A 4,803-nucleotide genomic window follows, 5' to 3' on the forward strand; every position below is an offset into this window, starting at 1 on the left:
CCTTAGCAGTTGCTCAGTTGCTCAGTTGCTCAGTTGCTCAGTTGCTCAGTTGCTCAGTTGCTCAGTTGCTCCTGCGCCTAGCGCCGTCGCGAAGTTTGCTGCAGCAAATGCTGGCGTGGTTGGAGGGGGGCGATACTTAGTTGTTACCAGAGCCAACTGCCAGGACGAGCCGGCGGCTCTCCCTTGCGCACTGCGAGCCAGCCAATAATACAGCGCACACCAAGCCACACGGCTAATAGTGGCCATAGCAAGGTGCCTACTAACATCAAGCTAAGGGTAAAGGTGGCGATAAAGTAGAGGCAGCCTATCCAAAAAGTCCGGATCAAATAGCGGTAGTGCGCTTGCAACCACGGCGCGGCCTCTTTGCGATATACGTAAGCGACTATAACGCCAATCAACAGTGTAATATTGGCTGTTACTAGACCCGCTAAGTAGAGCGCGTAAATGATCTGGGGTGGGCGCGTTTCCTCAGTGGGACTATAACGCTGGGTCATAAATTACCTCGTTACCCGTTAGTAAATCCGAAATTCTCTGGCGTTTGCCAGCCCTTGCTGTTGCTCTATGACCTTGCGATAGCGTTTGTATTCCCACTGATACTGCGTTGGGTCAAGCGCAATTGACGCTTCTACGCTGGCATTAACACCAGTGGCTGAGACCACATCATCGGCGCTGTAAACCTGCTCATCGGCGTCAAGGAAATGAATTTCAAACCCCTTGCCGGGCACCCGTAAGGCAACGCCAGTGACTACTCTTGCCTGAGTGCGGGCGACCAGTTTCGGTAGCAGCGTTGCCGTATAGGCATCGCGCCCATAAAAAGGGGCAAATACACCGCTACCCCAGTTCGGTTCTTGATCCGGTAAGATGCCAATAGCTTCGCTACGCTTAAGCGCTTTGAGAAGGGCAGCGACGCCTCTGGCGTTGGTGGGTACCAAGCTGGCTCCCATGCGCTCACGGCCATGGCGAATAATAGGCTCAAGGTCGGCAATTTTGGGGGGTTCGTACATGGCGGTAAAAGGGAAGTGGCTGGAGAGCCAAAAATTAAGCACCTCCCAGTTACCAAAGTGCGGAGCAAGCACAATGACGCCGCGGCCATCGGCGCGGGCGCTGTCTAGCTTATCTCGGCCATGAACCGACAAAATGCTGGCTGCTACTTTTTCGGGCGCAGCCATCCACGCATGGCCAAGTTCCAGCATTGTCGCCGCCGAGTGGCGCAGGCTTTGTATGGCAAGGGCTTTGCGCTGGCTGGCAGTGGCTTCTGGGTTAACCACTGCCAGATTGATTTCCGTCACCTGACGCTCTCGTTTGCTAAAGCGATAGACCAGCGGACCTAACCGCACGGCGATACGCCATAGCACGCCAAGTGGCCAGCGCGCCAGGAGCTTCCAAAGGGCTATGATGGCACGTGCTTGGAAACGTGATTTTTTAGACGGTGACTGCTCTGTCATAAATTACAGGAACCAGCTATCAACGTTGGTTGGCGCACGCTTCTCCTGCAGACCCTTAAAGCCTTTCACACAGCGAACAATAAACCATACGGCCAACGCCAATAGCATGGGGATGCCAATCAGAATAAACGTTAGCAACGTGGCGATGCTGCCGTAGAGCAGCCCAATCCAAAACGTACGGATCTGGTAACGGTAGTGCTCATCTAGCCATTCAGGTCCTTTACCACGATAGACATAGGCGATAACGATGCCGACCAGCGAGGTAAACCCTACCAAAAAGCTTGCCAAATAAAGCGCGTAAATCACCATCGCCATGGTGGTATCCGGCTGTTCTGAAGACGTACTGTCGTTAATTACTTCACCTTCTAAAGGTGCTTTGTTGGCATCGTCGCGCATAACCGATCCTTTTTGCTATTCGCCATGAGGCGTCCCCGAGGACGCCGTTAAAGCTCACTATGATAGCGCGGCTGGCGCGGCTTATCATTAGCGGGTAGCAGGTCGGCAAATTTCCAGCAAATTACCGTCTGGGTCGCGTAAGTAAATCGACTCAATTGGACCATTAGCGCCTTGGCGAGCAACTGGGCCAAGCTCTACGTCAATAGCAAGTGCATCTAAGTGCTGTTTGAACTCATCCAGCGGCAGTTGGCAGCGCAGGCATAAATCCAGGCTGCCTGGGGTAGGGGTGGCAGAAACAGGCGCAATATCAGTGTCGGTTTGATGCAGGCGCAGTGCCGTGTCGCCTAGCATAAGATCTACCCGCTGTGCGTCTCGGTAGCGCACGTCTAACCCCAGCACACGGGAGTAAAAATCCACGGCGCGACCCATATCAGTCACCGTAACTACAAGATGGTCAAAACCTGAGAGCATGCCACTTTCCTTAAAACAAACGTAAAACATGAGAATACGATGATGCGACGCTGCCCGCTATGCTATACGCCTGAACCGGCGCTTTATCACCAAGACCGTCGCCGCGATTACTACCAGTGTGCCACGTGCGCCTTGGTGTTTGTGCCTGCCGAGCAGCATTTAGATGCGCATCAAGAAAAGGCAGAATACGACCAGCATCAGAATTCGCCGCATGATACGGGATATCGGCGTTTTTTGGGGCGTTTATTTGCTCCGTTAGTGGCTAAGCTACCACAAGATTCCCAAGGGCTAGACTTTGGCTGTGGCCCAGGGCCTACGCTGTCGGCGATGTTTGAGGAGGTGGGGTTTGCGATGGCGGTTTACGATATTTTTTACGCCCCTGACGTTGAAGTACTAAACCGCCAGTATGACTTTATTACGGCCACCGAGGTGTTAGAGCATCTCGCGAGGCCAGGCGAAGAGCTTAGTCAACTGGTCGAGAAAATAGTCCCTGGGGGCTATCTTGGGGTCATGACAAAGCGTGTCAGTACCCCAGCAGCATTTGCCCGCTGGCACTATATAAACGACCCGACGCATGTGAGTTTTTTCAGCGAGGCGACGTTTTGTTGGATAGCCGAACGTTGGGGCATGGTGGTGGAATTTCCCGCAGCGGATGTGGTGTTGCTCCGCCGCAGACCATTAACTTGATGATTCGGTGCCAGAGTTCATGACTCATGCCATCTGGCCGATGGCCTTGCGAAAACGCGATAAAGAAAAAGCGAATAGAACGCTACCGATCAACAGCAGCAGCAGAAACTGAGGCCATACTACGTTTATCCCCGCACCTCGATAAAGGATTGCCTGACCCAGTTCGACGAAGTGAGTGGTTGGTGCGAGCAGCATGATGTGCTGGACAATTTCCGGCATGCTTTCGCGTGGTGTCGTACCCCCGGATAGCAGTTGCAGGGGCAGCAGTACCAGCACCATTAGCATGCCAAATTGTGGCATGTTGCGTGCAAGGGTGGCGAGAAAGATGCCCATAGAGGTGGTCGCGAAGAGGTGGAGCGCTGCCCCCACAGCGAACAGTGTCACTGAGCCTGCTATGGGTACCTGTAAGGCCCAGCTAACAACTAAATAGAGCGAAAGCAGTGCGGAGACCAGAACCACTAGACCCATTGACCAGACCTTGGCCAGCATAATTTCTGCCGGGGTGACTGGCATTGCCAGTAGATGCTCAATGGTACCGTGCTCTCGTTCGCGTATCAGCGCTGCGCCAGTGAGAATGATAGAGAGCATGGTAATGTTATCGATGATGGACATCAGCGATCCGAACCAAGCTTTTTCGAGCCCAGGATTGAAGCGCGCTCGTAGTACTAGGTCGACGGGTGGGGCGCTAGAGTTGCGGTAACGTTGAGTAAACGCGTTGATCTCGTCCATGACGATTTGCTGGATATAGCCATTGCCAGTAAACGCTTGGCTCATGCGTGTGGCATCGATATTGAGTTGAATCTGAGGGGCGTGACCAGCCAGTACGTTGCGCTGAAAATCGGGTGGTATGTTGAGGACGAAAGTGTACTGGCCTGCATCTAGCCCAGGGTCAATCTCACGAAGTGAGATCTTGTCTGGGATAGCGAATTGGGGGGGATAGAACGCCGTGATAATACGAGATGATAGCGGCGAGTTATCTTCATCAACGATGGCGATGGGAGCCATGTGGAGACTTTCGGGCAACGCGGTCGCCTTGGTGTAGACCGAGATACTGCACACGTAAGCGATCAGAATTAGCATAATCGGGTCGCGGATCAGGCTCCATAGTTCCTTGACGCCCAGCCGGTAGATAGTCAAGACACTATGCATCTCAGCGCTCCTGGTTTTTTAACAGGAAAATAGACAGTCCCATGATCGTTGGAACTGCGATCAACAGTGGGACAAACAGGGTATAGAGGTCGCCAAGCCCCAGCGCTTTGCTAAATACACCGCGCGTGATGGTTAACATGTAGGAGGTGGGGTAGATGGTGCCAATGAAACGCCCCACGCCTTCTAGTGAGCTGACCGGATCGATCATTCCTGAGAATTGCACGGCGGGAATCAACGTGCCGATGATGGCGAAGAACATCGCTGCTATTTGGCTGCGCGTCAACGTCGAGGCGAGCAGTCCCATGCCCGTTGCGATAATGCTGTAGATCACTACTGCTAACAGCAGCGTCAGGAAGCTGCCTTTGATGGGCACATCAAATAGCGTGACCGCGAGTAATGCCATTAGCAGAAAATTGATGATAGCGAGAGCGATATAAGGCAACTGCTTGCCGACTAGGAATTCGCTACGAGTGACAGGCGTGACGTAGAGGTTGATGATCGACCCGAGTTCTTTTTCCCGCACGACGGCCAGCGCGGTCAGCATCGCCGGTAGCATCATTAATAGAAGAGGGATGACTGCTGGCACCATGGCTGGCAGGCTCTGAACATCAGGATTGTAGCGAAAGCGGGTTTCGACATTAGCAGCGGGGGCAGT

7 protein-coding genes are annotated in these 4,803 nt (G+C 53.4%); 1 reads left to right on the forward strand and 6 read right to left on the reverse strand.

Features of this window, described 5'->3' with window-relative positions:
• Positions 1-143: 143 nt before the first annotated feature.
• The 4 genes from INT22_RS11610 to INT22_RS11625 all read right to left on the reverse strand — a co-directional run bounded on the left by INT22_RS11610 (position 144) and on the right by INT22_RS11625 (position 2,312).
• Complete coding sequence (locus tag INT22_RS11610) at positions 144-494, reverse strand: DUF4870 family protein (RefSeq protein WP_193059483.1); 351 nt, start codon at positions 492-494, stop codon at positions 144-146.
• Between the two features lie 18 nt (positions 495-512).
• Positions 513-1,445 carry a lysophospholipid acyltransferase family protein gene (locus INT22_RS11615; protein WP_193059484.1) on the reverse strand — a complete coding sequence of 311 codons (933 nt, stop codon included), beginning with the start codon at positions 1,443-1,445 and terminating at the stop codon, positions 513-515.
• A gap of 3 nt (positions 1,446-1,448) precedes the next feature.
• Positions 1,449-1,841, reverse strand: a complete 393-nt coding sequence (locus tag INT22_RS11620; protein WP_193059485.1) for a DUF4870 family protein — start codon at positions 1,839-1,841, stop codon at positions 1,449-1,451.
• Positions 1,842-1,928: 87 nt separating this feature from the next.
• Positions 1,929-2,312 (reverse strand): VOC family protein, encoded by a 384-nt coding sequence (locus INT22_RS11625; protein WP_038482244.1) that lies wholly within the window; start codon positions 2,310-2,312, stop codon positions 1,929-1,931.
• Between the two features lie 39 nt (positions 2,313-2,351).
• Here INT22_RS11625 and INT22_RS11630 point away from each other — a divergent pair, with 39 nt between their 5' ends.
• The gene (locus INT22_RS11630; protein ID WP_193059486.1) at positions 2,352-2,999 is read left to right on the forward strand and encodes a class I SAM-dependent methyltransferase; all 648 of its coding nucleotides are present in this window, start codon (positions 2,352-2,354) and stop codon (positions 2,997-2,999) included.
• 24 nt (positions 3,000-3,023) lie between these two features.
• On the opposite strand, the gene INT22_RS11635 is transcribed toward INT22_RS11630, so the two are convergent.
• Both INT22_RS11635 and INT22_RS20880 read right to left on the reverse strand, forming a co-directional pair.
• Entirely contained in the window at positions 3,024-4,148 is a 1,125-nt protein-coding gene (locus tag INT22_RS11635; protein ID WP_193059487.1) for an ABC transporter permease, read from the reverse strand.
• A 1-nt stretch (position 4,149) separates the two neighbouring features.
• On the reverse strand, positions 4,150-4,803 hold a 654-nt coding region (locus INT22_RS20880; protein ID WP_226912651.1), incomplete at its 5' end, for an ABC transporter permease.

It is taken from the genome of Halomonas sp. 3D7M, from assembly GCF_014897885.1.
GTDB lineage: Bacteria > Pseudomonadota > Gammaproteobacteria > Pseudomonadales > Halomonadaceae > Vreelandella.

Excerpts from the sequence above, each read along its gene's own strand:
- INT22_RS11610 (WP_193059483.1), bottom strand. The coding sequence starts at position 494 with ATGACCCAGCGTTATAGTCCCACTGAGGAAACGCGCCCACCCCAGATC.
- INT22_RS11615 (WP_193059484.1), bottom strand. The coding sequence starts at position 1,445 with ATGACAGAGCAGTCACCGTCTAAAAAATCACGTTTCCAAGCACGTGCC.
- INT22_RS11620 (WP_193059485.1), bottom strand. The coding sequence starts at position 1,841 with ATGCGCGACGATGCCAACAAAGCACCTTTAGAAGGTGAAGTAATTAAC.
- INT22_RS11625 (WP_038482244.1), bottom strand. The coding sequence starts at position 2,312 with ATGCTCTCAGGTTTTGACCATCTTGTAGTTACGGTGACTGATATGGGT.
- INT22_RS11630 (WP_193059486.1), top strand. The coding sequence starts at position 2,352 with ATGATGCGACGCTGCCCGCTATGCTATACGCCTGAACCGGCGCTTTAT.
- INT22_RS11635 (WP_193059487.1), bottom strand. The coding sequence starts at position 4,148 with ATGCATAGTGTCTTGACTATCTACCGGCTGGGCGTCAAGGAACTATGG.